The organism is Micromonospora humida, assembly GCF_016901255.1.
GTDB classification, from domain to species: Bacteria; Actinomycetota; Actinomycetes; order Mycobacteriales; family Micromonosporaceae; genus Micromonospora; species Micromonospora wenchangensis.
In genome coordinates, this window is record NZ_JAFEUC010000017.1 from 72,409 (window position 1) to 90,432 (window position 18,024).

At 72.3% G+C, this 18,024-nt stretch carries 14 protein-coding genes; 5 read left to right on the forward strand and 9 right to left on the reverse strand.

The genetic code is table 11. The annotated features are described in order from the left end of the window. Window positions 1-86 precede the first annotated feature (86 nt). Window positions 87-2,117 carry a hypothetical protein gene (locus JQX11_RS28105; protein ID WP_204927947.1) on the forward strand — a complete coding sequence of 677 codons (2,031 nt, stop codon included), beginning with the start codon at window positions 87-89 and terminating at the stop codon, window positions 2,115-2,117. A gap of 24 nt (window positions 2,118-2,141) precedes the next feature. On the opposite strand, the gene JQX11_RS33205 is transcribed toward JQX11_RS28105, so the two are convergent. After that, on the reverse strand, window positions 2,142-2,660 hold the full coding sequence (locus JQX11_RS33205) for an acyltransferase (RefSeq protein ID WP_204927948.1): 519 nt from the start codon (window positions 2,658-2,660) through the stop codon (window positions 2,142-2,144). Between the two features lie 138 nt (window positions 2,661-2,798). Continuing rightward, complete coding sequence (locus tag JQX11_RS28115) at window positions 2,799-4,007, reverse strand: glycosyltransferase family 4 protein (RefSeq protein ID WP_204927949.1); 1,209 nt, start codon at window positions 4,005-4,007, stop codon at window positions 2,799-2,801. Between the two features lie 250 nt (window positions 4,008-4,257). Between JQX11_RS28115 and JQX11_RS28120 the strand changes: the two genes are divergently transcribed. Then, complete coding sequence (locus tag JQX11_RS28120; RefSeq protein WP_307826396.1) at window positions 4,258-4,974, forward strand: NeuD/PglB/VioB family sugar acetyltransferase; 717 nt, start codon at window positions 4,258-4,260, stop codon at window positions 4,972-4,974. Here the strand turns inward: JQX11_RS28120 and wecB are convergent. After that, window positions 4,903-6,027 carry a non-hydrolyzing UDP-N-acetylglucosamine 2-epimerase gene (gene wecB, locus JQX11_RS28125; protein ID WP_204927951.1) on the reverse strand — a complete coding sequence of 375 codons (1,125 nt, stop codon included), beginning with the start codon at window positions 6,025-6,027 and terminating at the stop codon, window positions 4,903-4,905. The two genes, JQX11_RS28120 and wecB, sit on opposite strands and share 72 nt — an antisense overlap. Before the next feature lie 64 nt (window positions 6,028-6,091). Continuing rightward, window positions 6,092-7,333 (reverse strand): glycosyltransferase, encoded by a 1,242-nt coding sequence (locus tag JQX11_RS28130; protein ID WP_204927952.1) that lies wholly within the window; start codon window positions 7,331-7,333, stop codon window positions 6,092-6,094. A 181-nt stretch (window positions 7,334-7,514) separates the two neighbouring features. Between JQX11_RS28130 and gmd the strand changes: the two genes are divergently transcribed. Genes gmd through JQX11_RS28145 form a run of 3 tightly spaced genes read left to right on the forward strand, consistent with a single transcriptional unit; the run spans window position 7,515 to window position 10,848 of the window. Beyond that, on the forward strand, window positions 7,515-8,528 hold the full coding sequence (gene gmd, locus JQX11_RS28135; protein ID WP_204927953.1) for a GDP-mannose 4,6-dehydratase: 1,014 nt from the start codon (window positions 7,515-7,517) through the stop codon (window positions 8,526-8,528). Further along, window positions 8,525-9,727 (forward strand): glycosyltransferase, encoded by a 1,203-nt coding sequence (locus tag JQX11_RS28140; RefSeq protein WP_204927954.1) that lies wholly within the window; start codon window positions 8,525-8,527, stop codon window positions 9,725-9,727. Before gmd ends, JQX11_RS28140 begins: the two co-directional genes overlap by 4 nt. Next, window positions 9,724-10,848 carry a DegT/DnrJ/EryC1/StrS family aminotransferase gene (locus JQX11_RS28145; protein ID WP_204927955.1) on the forward strand — a complete coding sequence of 375 codons (1,125 nt, stop codon included), beginning with the start codon at window positions 9,724-9,726 and terminating at the stop codon, window positions 10,846-10,848. Before JQX11_RS28140 ends, JQX11_RS28145 begins: the two co-directional genes overlap by 4 nt. Before the next feature lie 39 nt (window positions 10,849-10,887). Here JQX11_RS28145 and JQX11_RS28150 read toward each other — a convergent pair whose 3' ends face one another. The 5 genes from JQX11_RS28150 to glgC all read right to left on the reverse strand — a co-directional run bounded on the left by JQX11_RS28150 (window position 10,888) and on the right by glgC (window position 17,976). Further along, window positions 10,888-12,192, reverse strand: coding sequence for an MATE family efflux transporter (locus tag JQX11_RS28150; protein ID WP_204927956.1), 1,305 nt, complete (start codon window positions 12,190-12,192; stop codon window positions 10,888-10,890). Next, the gene (locus tag JQX11_RS28155; RefSeq protein ID WP_204927957.1) at window positions 12,189-13,511 is read right to left on the reverse strand and encodes a hypothetical protein; all 1,323 of its coding nucleotides are present in this window, start codon (window positions 13,509-13,511) and stop codon (window positions 12,189-12,191) included. The genes JQX11_RS28150 and JQX11_RS28155 overlap by 4 nt, the downstream gene beginning before the upstream one ends. Further along, window positions 13,511-14,875 (reverse strand): hypothetical protein, encoded by a 1,365-nt coding sequence (locus tag JQX11_RS28160; protein ID WP_204927958.1) that lies wholly within the window; start codon window positions 14,873-14,875, stop codon window positions 13,511-13,513. The genes JQX11_RS28155 and JQX11_RS28160 overlap by 1 nt, the downstream gene beginning before the upstream one ends. 160 nt (window positions 14,876-15,035) lie before the next feature. Beyond that, window positions 15,036-16,673, reverse strand: a complete 1,638-nt coding sequence (pgm, locus tag JQX11_RS28165; RefSeq protein ID WP_204927959.1) for a phosphoglucomutase (alpha-D-glucose-1,6-bisphosphate-dependent) — start codon at window positions 16,671-16,673, stop codon at window positions 15,036-15,038. Between the two features lie 70 nt (window positions 16,674-16,743). Further along, on the reverse strand, window positions 16,744-17,976 hold the full coding sequence (glgC, locus tag JQX11_RS28170) for a glucose-1-phosphate adenylyltransferase (protein WP_204927960.1): 1,233 nt from the start codon (window positions 17,974-17,976) through the stop codon (window positions 16,744-16,746). Window positions 17,977-18,024: the final 48 nt, after the last annotated feature.

An 18,024-nucleotide genomic window follows, 5' to 3' on the forward strand; every position in this document is an offset into this window, starting at 1 on the left:
CTGTCCGGGAGCCGACCGAGAAACGCCGTGAGCTGCGGAAACGCGCACAGTGACAGCATCGTCGTGTGTCGCGGTGGAGGTGTGGGATGCCCGAGCTGATCGTCTACCGGTCCAACGCCCTGATGTCGGTCAGGTCGCGGTTCGACGCCACCCGGGACGTGGTGATGCCGGCCAACCTCGCGTACCCCGAGGGGATGGTCGGCCTGTGGCACTCCGGCCTGCCGCAGGTGAGCCTCGTGCCCTCGACCGCCACCGACGCCCAGGTGTGGCCGGTCATGTCCGCCGTCGGCACCCGCATCCACGACACCTCCGACGACAACTGCCCGATCAACACCGGCTGGTCGTACGTCGGCGGCAACCACGGCTACAACGTCGGCAACCAGATCGTGGTGGCCAACCACGGCAAGACGACCGCCGACGTGGGGTCGCAGTGGAGCGACGGGACCCGCATCTTCACCCTGCTGGCCGTCACCAACGCCAGCAGCCTGCTGTTCGGCAACCCGTACACCGTGGTGGACGGCATCGCGCAGGGCGCCCGGGTGAAGCCGACCGGGCCGCTCACCCACGTGTCGGGGGCGACCAACCGGACCACCGTGCCGATCACCGGTCTCACCCCGGACGTGCAGATCCGCCCCGCCACCCACTCGCACACGGTCGCCGTCGAACTCGACGGCCGGCCGGTGCCCGACGGCCGGTCGACGGGCCTGGAACTGGTGATCCGGGAGTCCTACCTCATCCCGACCTACCAGGGGATGATCGACACGGCGCGGGCGAACGTCGGCACCCCGATCGCCACGATCATGCCGAGGATCCCGTCGCTGTGCCGGATCGCCAACGTCTACCGCTGGTCACCCGGCGGCGGCCTGCTCGTCACCCAGACGGTGACCGCCCTGACCCGGTTCACCCTCAACGCGGGCGTCACCCAGTGCACGCCGCTGACGCCGGTGACGGGCGGCTCCCGCCGGCAGTTCATGCCGAACGTGGGGGTTGCCGGCGGCCTGAACTGGTCGGTCTGGGCCAACATCGACACCCTCCCCGCCCTCACCGACTTCACCCCGGCGACGCTCACCGACCGGACGATGCCGGCGAGCAGTATGACCCAGTGGGTGGTCAGCAGCGGCGGGGTGCAGCAGTGGGGCATCGCCGTCGGGTTACTGCCGGTCGCGGACGGGGTCCCCACCGTCCGGGCCCGTTACACCACCGCCAAGAGCTGGTTCATCAGCTCCAGCCTGAAGAAGAACTACCCGCAACTGGTGTGGGGGCGCACCCTGGCCGCCGGTGAGTCGGTGACCGGCACCGCCTACCGTCGCTATCTGGCCCCACCGTCGACCGCCACCGAACTCGTCGTCTCCGCCGGCGACGACGACTTCGTGGTGATCGAACGGGTCGGCGCGGTCGCCCAGGCCGAACTGGCCGCGCCGCAGCTGTTCCACCGGCTGCTGGTCCCGGTGGGCCCGACGAACCTCACCGTGCCCGACCGGGTCACCGTCGCCGGGGTGCCGTACTCCGTGCCGGTCTCCCCCGGGTACGGGATGTGGCGCGCCGACCCCGACGAGGCCCTGCCGCAGTCGCTGCCGGGGGCGTACCGGACCCGGGGCGGCTACTTCCTCGTCCGGTCCGGCCCGACGGTGGAGAGCACCTGCACGGGTGCCTACCAGCGGCTGCTGCTGCACCCGTTCTTCCTGGCCGAGCCGGTCCCGGTCGACCGGGCGTGCGTGGAGGTGACCCGGGTCGGCACCGGTGTGCTGCGCCACGGTGTGTACGCCCACGACCCGGCCACCGGCCGGCCCACCCTGCTCGGCCCGGTCGCCGACTTCGGCACCGTGGTCGTCACCACCGTCGGGGTGAAGGAGTCGGTGCTGGGCGCGCCCGTCCTGCTGCCGGCCGGCTGGCACTGGTACGGGCAGGTGTGGCAGGTCAGCGGCGTCACCGCGCCCACGGTGCGGGCCGGTGGTGGCGGCTGCGCCACCGTGCTGAACCTGGGTTCGACGGCGGCGGCGATGACCGGCGACCGGTTCGGCTACGAGGCGACCGCGGTGACCGGCGCGCTGGGGGCGATCACCATCGGTGGGGTGCACCAGTTCCCCCCGCCGCAGGTCGCCTACCGGCGGGCCTGACCCGACTCCGCCGTGTCGCCGGCGTCAGCCGGTGGGGACGCCGTAGATCCGCTTCATCGCCTCGTGCTTGGCCGGGACGGGCAGGTGCCCGATGCCCAGCGACTTGGCCCGCAGCCGTTCCAGGTACTCGTCGGTGGTGCGCACCGGCCGGGCCGGGACGCCAGCCGCCACGGTGTTGTCCGGGACGTCCCGGGTGACCACCGAACCGGCCCCGATGACGCACCGGTTGCCGATGGTGACGCCGGCCAGGATCATCGCGCGCATGCCGATGTAGACGTCGTCGCCGATCGTGATCGGCGCGGTCCAGTCGAGGTCGGGGTACTCCTTGCGGAGGATCAGCGTGCCACCGTCGTGGGTGATGAACTGCACCTCGGAGGTGACGTAGACGTTGTCGCCGATGGTGATCAGCCAGGGTTCCGAGCCGAACATCGCCCGGTTGACCCCGTAGAACCTGACCCGGCCGGTGAGGTTGACCCCCAGGGACCTGACGAACGCCTCGGGGTCGCGCGACGCGGCCAGATGGTCCCGTACGCGCCGGGCCATCGTACGAACACGACTGGGCACTGACTGTCCTCGATCGCAGGTCAGGTACGGTCACGGGCTGCCGGCCCCCGCCGGGTCCGGTCACTGGTACAACGAGCCGGGTCCGGCCCCGGTGACGGGTGGCCGCCCCCTCGGCGGTCAGCGGCAGAACTGGCGGGCGTGTTCCAGCACGTGCAGTTCCCGGTGCCGCTGCCGCCAGTGCCGGTAGCGTCGCCCGGCGGTGGCCTTGGCCGCGGCGCGTTCGGCGGGTGTCCGGTCGGCGAGCAGGTCCAGCGCCCGGCTGAGGCCGGCCGCCGTCGCCGGCCGGACCACCATCCCGCCGGTGTCGGCGATCAGGTCGCTGAACGGCGTGTTGTCCGAGCAGACGACCGGGCAGCCCGAGGCCAGGCTCTCCAGGATCACGTGGCCGAAGTTCTCGCCGAGGGTGGGGAAGAGGAAGGCGTCGTACCGGCTGAACGTCGGCATGACGTCCGCCGCCACGAGTTCGCCGAGGTAGCGGACCCGGACGTGTCCCGGCATGCCCGCAATGAGCCGTCGGCAGCGCGACCAGTAGTGCGGGTCCTCCGGCGGGCCGAAGATGTCGAACTCCACCGGCCGGGTGACGCCGGCCACCGCCTCCAGGGCGGTGGACAGGTTCTTCATCGGCGAGATCCGGCCGACGAAGACCAGTCGCAGCGGACCGTCGTGCGCGACGGCGGGTGGGGGCGGGTCCGCCGGGATCGGGCTCTCGTTGCCGTTCACCATCACCTGCGCCCAGGGCAGGTTGGCCCGGATCTGCTGCTCCTCCAGCCCGCTGCACGCCTGCCAGCGCACCCGCAGCCGACGCAGCAGCGGCGCCCACAGCGCCAGGAAGATCCGCTTCTTGGCCGACCTGATCGCCAGGGCGCCGGGCGACAGCTCGCCGCGCGGGGCGACCAGCACGGCCCCGACCCGGACCAGCCGCAACGCCACCGCCAGGATCGCCAGCACCGAGAACAACGACCAGATGCTGTTGACGTAGAGCAGGTCGACCGGGCGGGCCCGGACGTGGCGGACCAGCCGGACCCAGTGCCGGGGCGTCCACGGGTTCAGGTAGAAGACGGCGGACCGCCCGTCGCGTCGCAGCAACCTTCCGGACAGACCGGGGTACGGTGCTGACGAGCCGAGGTCCCGGTCCCGGGTGATCAGGGTGACGTCGAGGTCCCCCGGCAGGGTGTCCAGGATGAACCGCAGCGAGCGGATCGGGCCGCCGCCCCGGAAGCCCGGCTCGAACACCCCCGCGGTCGCGACCACCCGGTAGGTGCCCACGGACCGTCGTGGCGTGCCGGCGACGTCCAGGGAGGGCAGCCTTGTCAACTTGTTCACCATCGGCCCACCTTCACCATGCCGCCCGGATGGGGGCATCCCGTAGGAATGTCTGCGCCGCACGGGCGGCGGCCGGAGGGCCCGGCCCGTGCCGGAGGTCGCCGTCGAGGGGAAGGGTGCGTTCGCGGGCCGCGGACTCGACCCGTGCCGCCGCGCACGTCGGACGGGCACCGGCGGTGCCGTGCGGGGCCGGCTGGCGGAACGCGACCGGTGTTCTCCGTGGCCGAGGGGGCAACGGTTGACCACCGACGTAGTGATCGTAGGCGCGGGTGGCATGGGCAGGGAGATGTTCGGGGTAATTCGGCTGCTCAACGCCCAGGCGGCCGGTTCGGCCCCGTGGCGGGTCCTCGGCTTCGTCGACGACTACCCGACCGAGGAGAACGTGGCCCGGGTGCGGCGGCTCGGTGTCCCCTTCCTCGGCCCCACCCGCTGGTTCGCCGGTGGCCAGGCGGGCCTGACGGTGGCGCTGGGCGTCGGGCATCCCCGGCTGCGCCGCGAGACCGATCTGGCCCTCCAGCGGTACGGCCTGCCCGCCGCCACGGTGGTGCACCCGGCTGCCGAGATCGGGCCGGACTGCGTCTTCGGGGAGGGGCTGTTCGCGGCCGGCGGGGCCCGGGTGACGACGAACGTGGTGCTGGGCCGTCAGGTGCACCTCAACCAGAACTGCACCGTGGGGCACGACTGTGTGCTCGGCGACCACGTCTCGGTCAATCCGCTCGCCGCGGTCTCCGGCTACTGCCGGCTGGACGACGGCGTCATGGTGGGCACCACCGCCGCCGTCCTGCCGGGACTGCGGGTCGGTCGGGACGCCGTGGTGGGCGCGGGCGCGTGCGTGACCCGGGACGTCCCGGCGGGCACGGTGGTCACCGGGGTGCCCGCCCGGCCGGTGACGCCCGGGTCAGCGGCGGATGCCCGCCCAGTCGTGGTGCCGGCGCACGGTCGACAGGATGAAGTCGACCACCCGGCGTGAGGTGTCCGGGACCCGGTAGTCCGGCGGGCAGTCGACCGGACCGGCCGCCACCTGGTCCACCACGACCCGTACGCCCTCCACCACGCCGGCCGGGTCGAGGCCGGTCATCACGATCGCCCCGGCGTCCAGCGCCTCGGGGCGTTCGATGGACTCCCGCAGGGTCACCGCCGGGAAGCCGAGGATCGCCGCCTCCTCGCTGACGGTGCCGCTGTCGGACAGCGTGCACCGGGCGTGCCGTTGCAGGGTCACGTAGTCGAAGAAGCCGAACGGCTCGTGGAAGGTGATGCCGTCCAGGAGCGTGCCGTCGACGGCGAGCACCTCCAGCCGCTTGCGGGTACGCGGGTGGGTGGAGACCAACAGCGGCAGCCGCCACTCGTCGCGTACCGCGCACAGGCAGTCGAGCAGCCGACGGAGCCGGTCCGGGTGGTCGACGTTCTCCTCGCGGTGGGCGCTGACGACGAAGTAGCCGCCCGGTTCGAGGGCGAGCTGCGCCAGGATGGTGGACCGTTGGATCTGCGGCAGGTAGTGGTCGAGCACCTCCCGCATGGGTGAGCCGGTGTGCAGGATGCGGCGCGGGTGCAGGCCCTCGGCGAGCAGGTTGCGCCGGGCGTGCTCGGAGTAGACCAGGTTGAAGTCGGCGACGTGGTCGACCAGCCGGCGGTTGGTCTCCTCCGGCACGTTGAGGTCGAAGCAACGGTTGCCCGCCTCCATGTGGTAGACGGGCACCTTCATCCGCCGGGCCATCAACGCCGCGATGGCGCTGTTGGTGTCACCGAGCACCAGCAGCGCGTCCGGCCGCAGCTCGCCGATCGCCTTCTCGGTGCCGACCAGCACCGCGCCGAGCAGGCTGCCGAGCGACCGGGTGTCGGCCCGCAGGAAGCGGTCGGGCGGGCGTACGCCCAGCTCGGTGAAGAAGATGTCGGACAGCGCCGGGTCCCAGTTCTGTCCCGTGTGCACCAACGTGTGCTCCACGGTGCGGTCCAGCGTGTCGATCACCCGGGCCAGGCGGATGATCTCCGGCCTGGTCCCGACGACGGTCATCACCCGGGTCACGGACGCCTCCTCGTGGTTGGTCTCGGTGGTTGCGGGCACCGCCGGCCGGACGGGGCGGCGATGGTCACGACGTCCGGCCCTGCGGGGGCACCCGGTGCGGCGGTTCGTCGACCGCCCGCCACGCCTGGTCGAGCACGCTGACCCGGGGCCGGCTGAGCCGCCACCGGCGGTAGGCCTCCCCCGCGCTGAGCCGGGCCGCCCGCCGCTGGGCGGGCGGGGCGGTGGCGACCCGGGTGAGCAGCGCGCCCAGCGCCGCCGGGGTCAGCTCGGTGAGCACCTGCCCGCCGCCGTCGCGCAGCACGGGTGTCCACGGCGTCCGGTCCGAACAGATCACCGGGCAGTAGGCCGCGAGGCTCTCCGCGATGGCGTTGCCGAAGTTCTCGCCCCGCGTCGGCAGGACGGACGCGTCGTACCTGGCGAACGTCGTGCCGACCTGCCCGGGGGACAGCTCACCCCGGTAGCTGACCACCGACGGGTCCGGCAGGGCCGCCCACAGTTCCCGGCACCGTTGCCAGTACCTCGGGTCCTCGACCGGGCCGTAGACGTCCAGCCGGACCGGGGCCGGGACGTGGGCGAGCGCGGCGAGCACCAGGTCGAGGTTCTTCATCGGGGAGATCCGGCTGATGAAGACCAGCCGCGTGTGGTCGGTGGCTGGCAGCTCGGCCGGGACAGGCTGCGGCTCGGGGCCGGCGGCGAGCGCCACCACCCCGATGCGGGCCCGGGGCAGCACCCGGCGGATGTCGGCGACCTCCTGCGGTCCGGTGGCGTGCCACAACACCCGGGGGCCGCGCAGCATCCATCGCCAGCCGGCCAGGAACACCCGCTTGCGCAACCGGTGCAGGCCGAGGGCGGCCGCGCCGAACTCGCCCCGGGGGGCCACCAGGATGCGTTCGGCCCGCAGCAGGCCGAGCCGGGCCGCGACGATGGGCAGGATCGAGAAGACCGACCAGACGCTGTTGACGTAGAGCAGGTCGAACCGGGCCGAGCGCAGCGAGCGCCAGAGCGTCCGCCAGTGCGCCGGGTGCCGTACGCCGAGATAGAAGATGTCGGTGCGGCCCCGGCGTACCCAGGTGCCGGACAGGCCGGGATAGGCCGCGGGGCAACCGAGGTCGCGGTCGCGGGTCAGCAGGACGGTGGAGACATCGGCGCTGGCCGTGTCGAGCACGTCGGAAATGGAGCGGACGGGCCCTCCGGCGCGCCAGCCGGGGCTGAAGTAGCCGGCCGTGACGAGGACCCGGAAACTCTTCCCCCCGGCTTCGGCCAACCGTTCGTCGACTTCCGTCGCGGGGCTGGTGTCGCCGGCCATCCTCGCTCCTCGCTGAAGACACGAAACTGAATGGCTCAACGAGTGGAGGCGCTTTTCGTGACTGTGTTCCGCAATTATCGCGAAGCTGTCGAACATTAGCCGGGAAATCCGCAGCCAGCAGGGCGTCAGCCGGTATAAGGAAGTCGGCGCACACACATCGACCCGGCACGAGAGGACCCCCATGTCGCGAGTGGCACTCATATCCGGCACCACCGGTCAGGACGGTAGTTATCTGTCCGAGTTCCTACTCGACAAGGGCTACACGGTGCACGGGATAAAGCGAAGGTCGTCCTCGTTCAACACCGAACGGATCGACCGGGTCGACGTCCATCCCCGCGACGGCGAGGCCCGGCTGTTCCTCCACTACAGCGACCTGTCCGACCCGGCGTCGTTGAGCGCGCTGATCCGCGACATCCGGCCGGACGAGATCTACAACCTCGGCGCGCAGAGCCACGTCCGCGTCTCCTTCGACATCCCCGCCTACACCGCCGACGTCACCGGGCTCGGCGCCCTGCGGATGCTGGAGGCGGCCCGGGCGGCCGACGTCGACTGCCGCTTCTACCAGGCGTCCTCGTCGGAGATGTTCGGTTCCGCCCCGCCCCCGCAGCGCGAGCAGACCCCGTTCCACCCCCGCAGCCCGTACGCGTGCGCCAAGGTCTACGCCTACTGGACGGCGGTGAACCACCGCGAGTCGTGGGGCATGTTCTGCGTCAACGGCATCCTGTTCAACCACGAGAGCCCCCGGCGGGGCGAGAACTTCGTCACCCGCAAGATCACCCGTGCGGTCGCCCGGATCGAGGCCGGCATCCAGGACAAGCTCTACCTGGGCAACCTCGACGCCGTCCGGGACTGGGGCTACGCCCCGGAGTACGTCGAGGCGATGTGGCTGGCCCTGCAACAGGACACCCCCGACGACTACGTGGTGGCCACCGGCGAGGGGCACTCGGTGCGGGAGTTCGTCGAGGCCGCCTTCGACCGGGTCGGGCTCGACTGGCAACGGTACGTCGAGATCGACCCCCGCTACTTCCGGCCGGCCGAGGTCGACGCGCTCATCGGCGACTACACCAGGGCCCGGCGGCGGCTGGGCTGGGCACCCAAGACCCTCTTCGGCGACCTGGTACGGATCATGGTGGACGCCGACCGGCAACTGCTGGAGGACGAGCGGATGGGGCGCCTGGTGCGGGTGGACCGATGAGGATCACCGTCGAGGCCACCCCCATCCGGCCGGGCCACGCCGCCGGCGTCGAGGCGTTCACCTACGGCCTGCTCACCGGCATGGCCGCCGACACCTCATGCGAGCTGCGGGTGAACATCCTGCGGGGCACCCTGGACCGGTGGCGCGAGCAGGTGCCCGCCGACCGGCTCGGCTGGGCCGAGGTCACCCAGCCGCTGCGCTCGGACACCGCCGGCGGGCAGCTGCTGCGCCGGTGGACACCGACCCGGGTCCGCGACTCGATCGCCGTACGCCGGGCGGTCAACGCGGTCCGGCAGCGTTCGGTGCCCCGGCAGCGCGGCGCGGACGTCACGCTCCACCCGTTCCACAGTGCCCCGATCGGTCCCGGCCCGTCCGTCGTCGTCGTGCACGACCTGCGGCACATGCTGGCCGCCTTCCACGCCCCCGGTTTCGCCGCGGTGGTCCGGGAGAACGTGGCCCGCGCCGACGCCGTGGTGGTCACCTGGCCGCACCCGTACCGGGAGATGTTGCGGCTGTTCCCCGAGGCGGCGGAGCGGACCGCGCTCATCCCGACCCCGACGTTCCAACCCGCGCCCGCCCGCGCCGCCGCGCGCCCCGAACCGGGCCTGCTGCTCTACCCGTCGTCCACCGCGAGCCACAAGAACCACGCCACGCTGCTGGAGGCGATGGCGCTGCTGCCGCAGTGCCGGCTGGTCTGCCCCGGGCCGCTGGTCGAGCCGGACGCCAGCCGGCTGCTCGCCCGCGCCGCGCAGCCCGACCTGCGCGGCCGGGTCTCCTTTCCCGGTTTCGTCACCCTCGACGAGCTGAACGCCCTCTACGCCCGCGCCGACGCGGTGGTGATCCCGTCGCTGTGGGAGGCGGCGAGCGGTGCCATGCTGGAGGCGTTCAGCTGGGGCCTGCCCGTCGCCTGCGCGGACGCCGAACCGCTGCTGGCCCAGTTGGAGTTCACCGGGGCCGAGGCGGCCGTCTTCCGGGCCACCGACCCCGCCTCGCTGGCCGAGGCGGTCTACCGGCTGCTGGCCGACCGGGCGCACTACGCCGCCGCCGCCCGGCACGCCGACGGCCGGCTGGCCACCCGCACCTGGACGGCGACCGGCGGCGACTACCTCGACGTGCTGCGCTGGGTGGCCGACGGCCGGCCCGGACCGATGCCGCGCTCGGCGTTCGCCGCCGAACTGACCGGGGAGGAACCCTCGTGAGCCTGACCGACGACCGCTATCCGGTGGCCCGTCCGAGCCTGTCCGACCTGGAGGAACGGTACGTCGTCGAGGCCGTGCGCAGCGGCTGGGTCTCCTCCCAGGGCCCCTTCCTCACCGACTTCGAGGACCGCTTCGCCCGCCGGTGCGCCGCCGGTACGGCGGTCGCCACCGCCAACGGCACGGTCGCCCTGCACCTCGTCCTCGCCGCCGCCGGGATCGGTCCGGGCGACGAGGTCATCGTGCCCGCGCTGACCTACGTGGCGACCGCGAACGCCGTCGCGTACTGCGGGGCGCGGGCGGTCTGCGTGGACGTCCTGCCGCAGAGCTGGTGCGTCGACCCGGCCGCGGTCGCCGCGGCGATCGGGCCACGCACCCGGGCGGTCGTCGCCGTCGACCTGTACGGCCACCCCGCCGACTACCCGGCCCTGCGTGCGCTGTGCCACCGGCACGGCCTGCTCCTGGTCGCCGACGCCGCGGAGTCCTTCGGGGCCACGCTCGACGGGGTGCCGACCGGTTCCCTGGCCGACGCCACGACCTTCTCGTTCTTCGGCAACAAGGTGATCACCGCTGGCGAGGGCGGCTGCGTGACCACCTCCGACACCGCGCTGGCCGAGCGGATGCGGCTGCTGCGCAACCAGGGCATGGACCCGCGGCGGCGGTACTACTTCCCGGTGCTGGGCTACAACTACCGGATGACGAACCTGTCCGCCGCGCTGCTCTGCGCCCAGCTCGACCGGGCCGACGAAATCATCTCCCGGCGGGACGCGGTGATCGCCGGCTACGAGGCGCAGCTCGCCGACGAACCGTCGCTGTCGGCCCAGCCGGTGATCGCCGGCGTCCGCCGCGCGCCGTGGATGGCCTGCTTCCTGGTCGGGCCCGCCGGGGACGCCACCTCCCGGGACGCGCTGGCGCTGGCGCTGGACCGGCTCGGCGTGGAGACCCGGCCCTTCTTCGTGCCGATCCCCGAGCTGCCCGCCCACCACGATCCGACGGCGCACTGCCCGGTGACCGTCGACCTGAGCCGGCGGGGCATCAACCTGCCCACGTATCCGGAGCTGACCGAGCCGGGGGTCAAGACGGTGGTGGAACGCGTCCGCGCCGCCCTGGCGGCCGTCGGCTGAGCCGTCGTCCCGGCCGACGCCACCCGGTCCCGCCCCCGATCAGCCCATGGGCGGGACCGGGTGGTGTCGACGGTGAGCCGGCGGGTGGGACCGGGCATCCCACCGGTGGGCCGGCGTGTGCCCAGCCACCCGCCGCAGCAGCAGCAGGTAGCTGCCCGCCCAGGCGACCGCGCTGACCAGGGCCAGCGCCGCGAGAGCACCCGCCGCGCCGACCGCCCCGCCCAGGACCGCCGCACCGACGACCACCGGCACCCGCAGCCCGCCCAGCAGGACACCGAGCAGGATCGCCCGGCGACTCGCCTGCTCCACCCGCAGCCCGGCGAAGCCGACGGCAGCCGGCACCGCGAACAGGCTCTCCAGCGCCAGCAGCACCAGCAGGCTACGGGCCAGTTCCCAGTTGCCGCCGAGCAGCATCCTGCCCAGCGGGTCGGGCAGCAGGGCGACCGCCGCCGTCATCGGCAGGACACCGACGGCCACCAGCAGCGAGACCCGCACGGCCGCCCGGGACCGGACCGAGCGGGACGCGGTACGGGTGCGGGCCAGGTAGGGCAGGGTCAGCGTGGCCGCGGTGGACAGGAGCAGATTCACCGGCCCCAGCAGGGTCCGCCCGGCGCTCAACGCGCCGACCACCGGGGTGCCCGCGAAGGCGGCCACCGCGCTCAGCGACACCTGCGCCGACCCGGTGGTGAGCAGGAACTGCGTACCGAATCCCAGCGCGACCCGGCGCTGCGCCCGGTCGACGTACCAGCCGGGCCGCAGGACGTAGCCGCGCCGGACCGCGACGACCACGCCCACCACGCCGCCGCCGACCGCCCAACCGGCCACCACCCACGGCGCGTCGACCAGGCCGAGCAGGCCGGCCAGCGCGGCGCAGCCGGTGACCGCCCCCCAGGTCGCCTCCTGCCACAGCGCGCCCGACGGGACGCCGAGCCCAACGGCGACCGCCTTCGCGTGGTCGTAGAGCACCAGGCCCGGCAGGGCGAGGCCCACCCCGACCAGATAGGGAGACCCGTAGGCCACCCCGGCGGCACCGACCGGGCCACCGCAGAGCACGCCGAGCAGGACGACCCGTCGGGTGGCCGTGGCGACGCCCGTCCCCGCCGCCAGCGTCGCCTCGGTCACCATGCTGCGCACCAGCCCGGAGCCGAGCACGTAACACGAGAAGGCCAACGCGAACTCGCCCACCCCGCCGATCGACTCCAGCCGGGTGACGGTGACCGCCACCAGCAGGTTGCCCCCGCTGGACAGCCCTCCGACGACCAGCGCGAGCAGGGCCCGGCGACCGCGTCGGGGGGCACCCGGGGGACCGGCGCGGCCAGCCCGGGAGCGGACCGGAACGGTCACCGGACGGCACCCACCGGCAGGGTCACCTCGTCGTCGCGACCGGCGGGGCCGCTGCGGGTCAGCCACAGCAGCAGGAAGACCGGTGCGGCCGACACCACGTGTTGCAGGAACCCGATGGTGCAGTCGGGATAGGTCCCCGACCAGAGCAGCACGTCGGAGAAGACCAGGCAGAACAGCGTCAGCCGGACCGGGCCGGGCCGGCTCCGCCAGCGCAGCAGCAACGCCACGAAGCCCGCCCAGAAGGCGTGCACGGCCACCATGCCGGCGGGCCCGTCGAAGAACCAGATGTTGCCCAACAGCAGGAAGGTGTACGCCGACGTCGGCCCCCCGCCGAGGAACTGGTTGATCTGCTGCCCGGTGGACAGCGCCGGCCGGTCCGGATCGAGCACCCGGGGCACCAGCCCGTACCTGAAATAGTCGGCGACACCGGGCTGGCCGATCTCGACCGGCACCGCGAACGCCACCACGGCGGTGAGCTGGCTGTCCAGCCGGAGCCGGTCGGCAGCGGTGACCTGGGTGTCCACCACCACCCCCTGCTCCTCCCGAATGGCGTTGCGCTGGGCGAACATGGCGGGCCAGGCGAGCAGGAGCACCACCGTCCAGAGCAGGAGGTGACGCAGCCGGAAGACCCCGCAGACCGCCCCGGCGGCGGCCACGAAGAACACCAGGGCCACCAGGGGCGCGGACCGGGCCGTCAGCACCGCGACGTACGCCTCCACGCCGACGAGCACGGCCACCCAGCAGTACAACCGCCGCGACGACAGCCGGCCGCTGAGGTGGCTGCCCACCAACAGGGCGAAGCCCAGGGTGCCCCAACCGGAGAAGAGTGCGCACACCATCGCGAGCGGGCTGTCGGACAGGTCGCCGGACACCTGGGTGACGATGGTCCCCCGCCCGAGGTGGGCGCCGATGATGCTCGTCACCATCCCGGTCAGGGTCACCAGCCGGGCCACCGGGTAGATCCGGGGATAGCGGGCGGTCGCCTGGCGCATCCCCCGTCGCCACTGCGGGTCGGGACGCCCGAGGAACAGGCCCATCGTCTCCACGCTGACGCTGCCCAGCAGGGCCAGCCCCACCAGGAGCACGATGAAGCCGGTCTGCGGGTTGTCGTTGAGCACCGCCATCGGGAGGATGAACACCGCGTACGGGGCGAGCACCAGGAAGCTGACCGGATAGCACCGCAGCAGCCCGCCGACCAGCTCCCGCTGCCGTCGGGACCAGCCGCCACGGCCCGGCCCGGCCGACCCCGCGCCGCTCACCCCGAGCCCGGTTCCACAGTCGACGACCAGCTGTGCTCCGGCCGCCCTGGGCCCGATCATCAGGCGTCCCCCTCGCGGTGAGCGCCATGCCGACCGGGGCCACGCAACGCTCCCGAACGCGTACGCCCGCCGGCAGGCAGCGCCAGACGGTCACCTGCCCCGAGGGGGATCCTGCGGGTCAGCCACAGCAGGAAGAAGACTGTCATGGCCGACACCACGTGTTGCAGGAAGGCAATCGTCGACTCGGGGTAGGTTCCGGACCACAGCAGCACGTCCGAGCAGACCAGGCAGAACAGGCTCAACCGGGCCGGCCCGGGCCGGGCCCGCCACCGCAGCAACAACGCCACGAAGCCCGCCCAGAAGGCGTGCACACCCAGCACCCCGACGGGCCCGTCGAAGAACCAGATGTTGCCCAGCAGCAGGAAATTGGAGGCGGACGTCGGGCCGCCGCCGAGGAACTGGTTGATCTGCTGCCCGGTGGACAGCGCTGGCCGGTCGGGATCGACGATCCGGGGCACCAGCCCGTACCGGAGGTGGTCGACGAGGCCGGGTTGACCGAGGTCGACGGGGACCTCGATGCCCGCGACGAGGGTCAACTGCCGGTCCAGGCGGATCCGGTCCACTGCCGTCACGGCGTCGCTCACCTCGATGCCCTGGTCCTGGCGGATCTCGTTGCGGTATTCGAAGATGGCCGGCCACAGCAGGACCATCACCACCGTGCCGAGCAGCAGGTACCGCAGCCGGAACACGCCACAGACCACCCCGGCGGAGACCACGAAGAAGAGGAAGGCGACCAGGGGGGCGGTGAGGGCGGTCAGCATGGTGACGACCGCCTGGGTGGTGACGAGCGCGGCGAGCCAGCCGTACAGCTTGCCCCGGGACAGTCGGCCGCCCAGGTGGCTGGCGACCAGCAACGCGAAGCCGAGCGCGCCCCAGCCGGAGAAGAGCTTGGTCAGCGCCACCATCGGCGCGTCGGACAACTCCCCGGAGATCTGCGCGACGATGCTCCCCCGCCCGAGGTAGGTGCCCAGCAGATCGGCCGCGATGCTGGTCAGCGTCACCAGCCGGGCCACCGGATAGATCCGGGGATAGCGGGCGGTCGCCTGTCGCATCCCCTGCCGCCACTGCGGATCGGGACGTCCGAAGAACAGACCCAGCGTCTCCACCGAGACGCTACCCAGCAGGGCCAACCCCACCAGGAGCACGATGAAGCCGGTCTGCGGGTTGTCGTAGAACACCGCCATCGGAAAGATCAGCAACGCGTACGGGGCGAGCACCAGGAAGCTGACCGGATAGCAGCGCAACAGCCCACCGACCAGCTCCCGCTGTCTTCTCGACCGGGCGCCTCGGGACGGGCGGACCGCCCGGGGGTCGATGGCGTCGATCTGCGGTCCAGGGTCGGTGACCACCCTGGACCAGACCATCAGATGTTCCCCTCGCTGTTTTCGGTCGCCTCATGCGCAACGAGGCAGCGGGAGCGGCGACACGCTCACCGGGAGAAAACCCCGGGAAACGGGCGCAGACGACGACGCCCCGCCGGTCACCGTGCGGTGACCGGCGGGGCGCGACGACCTCGTCCGGCTGCTAGCCCAGCACCTCGTCGACCAGGGACTTCGCCTCGTCCTGGATGCGGGCCAGGTGCTCCGGGCCCTGGAACGACTCGGCATAGATCTTGTAGACGTCCTCGGTGCCCGAGGGGCGGGCGGCGAACCAGCCCGACTCGGTGGTCACCTTGAGCCCACCGATGGACGCGCCGTTGCCCGGGGCGCTGGTCAGGATGCCGGTGATCGGCTCGCCGGCCAACTCGGTGGCGGTGAGCTGCTCCGGGGACAGCCGGCCCAGCACCGCCTTCTGCTCCCGGCTGGCCGGGGCGTCGATCCGGGCGTACGCGGGTGCGCCGAAACGCTCGGTCAGCGCGGCGTAGTGCTCGCTCGGAGTCTTCCCGGTGGTCGCGATGATCTCGGCGGCGAGCAGGCAGAGCAGGATGCCGTCCTTGTCGGTGGTCCAGGTGCTGCCGTCGCGGCGCAGGAAGGACGCCCCGGCGCTCTCCTCGCCGCCGAAGCCGACCGTGCCGTCGAGCAGCCCGAGGACGAACCACTTGAAGCCGACCGGCACCTCCAGCAGCGGCCGGCCCAGGTCGGCGGCGATCCGGTCGATCATCGAGGAGGAGACCAGGGTCTTGCCGACGGCCGCCGCCGGACCCCACTGCGACCGGGTGCGGAACAGGTGCCCGATCGCCACCGCCAGGTAGTGGTTGGGGTTCATCAGGCCCCCGTCGGGGGTGACGATGCCGTGCCGGTCGGCGTCGGCGTCGTTGCCGGTGGAGACCTGGAACCGGTCCCGGGCGGCGATCAGCGACGCCATCGCGTTGGGCGACGAGCAGTCCATCCGGATCTTGCCGTCGCCGTCGAGGGTCATGAACCGCCAGGTCGGGTCGACCAACGGGTTGATCACGGTGAGGTCGAGCCGGTGCCGCTGCGCGATCTCACCCCAGTAGGCGACGCTGGCCCCGCCGAGCGGGTCGGCCCCGATCCGCACCCCGGCGTCGCGGATCGCGTCGATGTCGAGCACCGACGGCAGGTCGTCGACGTAGCCGGCGAGGAAGTCGTACGTGCCGGTGGTGTCGGCGGCGCGCGCCCGCGCGTACGGGATGCGCCTGACCTCCTTGAGCCCGGCGGCCAGGATCGCGTTCGCCCGGTCCTGGATCCACCTCGTGACGTCGGTGTCGGCGGGCCCGCCGTTGGTCGGGTTGTACTTGAAGCCGCCGTCGTCGGGCGGGTTGTGCGAGGGGGTGATCACGATGCCGTCGGCGAGCCCGTCGGTGCGTCCCCGGTTGTGGGTGAGCACGGCGTGCGACAGCGCCGGGGTGGGGGTGTAGCCGTCGCGGCTGTCCCGCAGCACGGTCACCCCGTTACCGGCGAGCACCTCCAACGCGTCGGCCTCGGCGGGGGCGGACAGCGCGTGGGTGTCCCGGGCCAGGAACAGCGGGCCGGTGAGGCCCTGCTGGCGGCGGTAGTCGCAGAGCGCCTGGGTGACCGCCAGGATGTGGTCGGAGTTGAAGGCGTTGCGCAGGCTGGACCCCCGGTGGCCGGAGGTGCCGAAGGAGACCTGCTGCGCCGGGTCGTCCGGGTCCGGGTGCTCGGCGTAGTAGGCGGTCACCAGCCGGGGCACGTCGACCAGGTCGGCGGGCTCGGCGGGCTGTCCGGCACGGGGGTGGGCCACTGCGGAAACCTCCTCGGTGGTACGGGACGGGAACGCTGTCTTCCCCGGCGGCGACCGGGTCACACCCGGCTCAGGGCTCGACGCGCTGACCCTTGCCGATGACGACGACGCCGTTGTCGGAGACCGTGTAGCGCTGCCGGTCCTTCTCCAGGTCGACGCCGATCTCGGCGCCCTCGGGCACGAAGACGTTCTTGTCGAGGATGGCCCGGCGGACCACCGCGTGCCGGCCGATCTCGACGCCCTCCATCAGCACCGCGCCGTCGACCTGCGCCCAGGAGTGCACCTTGACCTTGGGCGAGACGACCGAGTTCTCCACCAGCGAGCCGGAGATCACCGCGCCGGGCGAGATCATCGAGCCGACCGCCCGGCCGACCCGCTCGCCCCACTGGTGGACGAACTTCGCCGGCGGGTACGGCGGCTGGTCGGTGTAGATGGGCCAGTCGAAGTTGTAGAGGTTGAACACCGGGTGCACGTTGATCAGATCCATGTGCGCGTCGTAGAACGAGTCGAGCGTCCCCACGTCCCGCCAGTAGCCCCGGTCCCGGTCGGTGCTGCCGGGCACCTCGTTGTCCTTGAAGTCGTAGACGTTGGCCTCGCCCCGCTCGACGAGCATCGGGATGATGCTGCCGCCCATGTCGTGCTTGCTGGTCTTGTCGGCGGCGTCCCGCTCGACGACCTCGCAGAGCGCCCGGGTGGAGAAGACGTAGTTGCCCATCGAGGCGTAGATCTGGTCGGGGGCGTCGGGCAGGCCGACTGCGTCGGTGGGCTTCTCCCGGAACGCCCGGATCCGCTTGCCGTCCTCGCCGACCTCGATCACGCCGAACTGGTCGGCCATCGACAGCGGTTGGCGGATGCCGGCGACGGTGACCGCCGCGCCGGAGGCGATGTGGTCGTCGACCATCTGCCGGGGGTCCATCCGGTAGATGTGGTCGGCGCCGAAGACGATCACGTAGTCCGGCTGCTCGTCGTTGATCAGGTTGAAGCTCTGGTAGATCGCGTCGGCGGAGCCGGCGAACCACCACGGGCCCCGACGCTGCTGGGCCGGCACCGGCGTGACGTAGTTGCCGAGCAGCGTCGACATCCGCCACGTCTTGGTGATGTGCCGGTCCAACGAGTGGGACTTGTACTGGGTCAGCACGACGATCTTGAGAAAGCCGGCGTTCGCCAGATTGGACAGGACGAAATCGACCATGCGGTACATCCCGCCGAACGGGACGGCCGGCTTGGCCCGGTCCGCGGTGAGCGGCATCAGGCGCTTGCCCTCTCCACCGGCCAGGACGATCGCGAGCACCTTGGCAGCCATGACCAGACGCTATCCATACCGCTGCGACTTCACCACTCGTACGGGCAC

Excerpts from the sequence above, each read along its gene's own strand:
- JQX11_RS28140 (WP_204927954.1), top strand. The coding sequence starts at position 8,525 with ATGAGGATCACCGTCGAGGCCACCCCCATCCGGCCGGGCCACGCCGCC.
- JQX11_RS28130 (WP_204927952.1), bottom strand. The coding sequence starts at position 7,333 with ATGGCCGGCGACACCAGCCCCGCGACGGAAGTCGACGAACGGTTGGCC.
- gmd (WP_204927953.1), top strand. The coding sequence starts at position 7,515 with ATGTCGCGAGTGGCACTCATATCCGGCACCACCGGTCAGGACGGTAGT.
- JQX11_RS28155 (WP_204927957.1), bottom strand. The coding sequence starts at position 13,511 with ATGATCGGGCCCAGGGCGGCCGGAGCACAGCTGGTCGTCGACTGTGGA.
- JQX11_RS33205 (WP_204927948.1), bottom strand. The coding sequence starts at position 2,660 with ATGGCCCGGCGCGTACGGGACCATCTGGCCGCGTCGCGCGACCCCGAG.
- JQX11_RS28105 (WP_204927947.1), top strand. The coding sequence starts at position 87 with ATGCCCGAGCTGATCGTCTACCGGTCCAACGCCCTGATGTCGGTCAGG.
- glgC (WP_204927960.1), bottom strand. The coding sequence starts at position 17,976 with ATGGCTGCCAAGGTGCTCGCGATCGTCCTGGCCGGTGGAGAGGGCAAG.
- JQX11_RS28160 (WP_204927958.1), bottom strand. The coding sequence starts at position 14,875 with ATGGTCTGGTCCAGGGTGGTCACCGACCCTGGACCGCAGATCGACGCC.
- JQX11_RS28115 (WP_204927949.1), bottom strand. The coding sequence starts at position 4,007 with ATGGTGAACAAGTTGACAAGGCTGCCCTCCCTGGACGTCGCCGGCACG.